Below are 1311 nucleotides of genomic sequence, written 5' to 3' on the forward strand. Positions count from 1 at the left end.
GGGCCCTCCCCCTTGATCTTGGACACTTGAACCTTGGATCGTGAGGTCCGGGTAGATCAGGAGTCCTGGAGCACGATGGCGAACAAGCACTATCCCGCGCAGTTCAAGGCCGACGCGGTGGCGTTGTACCGGTCTCGGCCGGGCGCCACGATCGCGGTGATCGCCGCCGATCTCGGGATCAACCGGGAGACGCTGCGGAGCTGGGTCCGCGCCGACGATCAGCGCCGCGGCGGTGGTGGCGTCGGCCGGCCCGCGGCGGCGGCCACGCCGGAGTCGGGCTCGGTGGAGGCGGAGAACGCCGAACTTCGTCGGCGGGTCCGGGAACTGGAGGAGGAACGCGACATCCTGCGCAAGGCGGCCCGGTATTTCGCCGGGGAGACGCGCTGGTGAACCGCTTCCAGTTCGTCGCCGACCACCAGGAACGCTACAGCGTGAAGCGGTTGTGTCAGATCCTGGGCGTGGCCCGGTCGAGTTACTACTACTGGACGTCGACCGCCGAGGCCCGGGCGGCCCGGCAGGCCGCCGACACCGCATTGGCCGGGCAGATCCGCAAAATCCATGCGGCCGACAACACCTATGGCGTTCCACGGATCACCGCCGAGCTGCGCGATCGCGGCACGCCGGTCAACCACAAGCGCGTCGAGCGGGTGATGCGCGGTATCGGTGTGCAGGGGCTGCGGCTGCGCCGTCGTACCCGCACCACGATCAGCGATCCGGCCGCGGTCAAGGCCCCCGATCTGATAGGCCGCGACTTCACCGCCCCGGCGATCAACCAGCGCTACGTCGGAGACATCACGTATCTACCGGTCAGTGAGCGCGGCTTCCTCTATCTGGCCACCGTCATCGACCTGCACTCACGCCGCCTGGCAGGCTGGGCGATCGCCGCCCACATGCGCACCGACCTGATCATCGACGCCCTCACCGCCGCCCGGCGCACCCGCGGCAGCCTGGCCGGGGCGATCTTCCACAGCGATCACGGAGCGCAATATACATCGAAAGCCTTCGCTGCCGCCTGCGAGGCGGCCGGGGTTCGGCAGTCTATGAGCAAGGTCGGCAGCTCGGCCGACAACGCCCTCGCAGAGTCGTTCAACGCCACCTTCAAACGCGAGACCCTGCAAGGCCGCCGCGCGTTCACCGACGAACGCGACGCGCGGCTCACCAGCTTCCGCTGGCTGCACCGCTACAACACCGTCCGCCGCCATTCTCGGCTCGCACAGCAGTCCCCGATCACCTACGAGCGGATCCAAGAAAGATCAGCTACCATCCCACAAGCCGCATAAACCCCGTGTCCAAGTTCCGGGGGTAAGGCCC

The 1311-nt window shown here is 67.9% G+C and carries 1 protein-coding gene; it reads left to right on the top strand.

The genetic code is table 11. From position 1 onward, the window contains the following. The first annotated feature begins 75 nt into the window (after positions 1–75). Positions 76–1280 (top strand): IS3 family transposase gene (locus ACQ0O7_RS45190; RefSeq protein WP_430792113.1). Its coding sequence is split into 2 segments (ribosomal slippage): positions 76–376 and positions 376–1280, totalling 1206 coding nucleotides; the frame shifts between segments, so codons are not numbered across the junction. Positions 1281–1311 lie beyond the last annotated feature (31 nt).

Source organism: Actinoplanes sp. G11-F43 (assembly GCF_050589265.1).
Classification (GTDB): domain Bacteria; phylum Actinomycetota; class Actinomycetes; order Mycobacteriales; family Micromonosporaceae; genus Actinoplanes.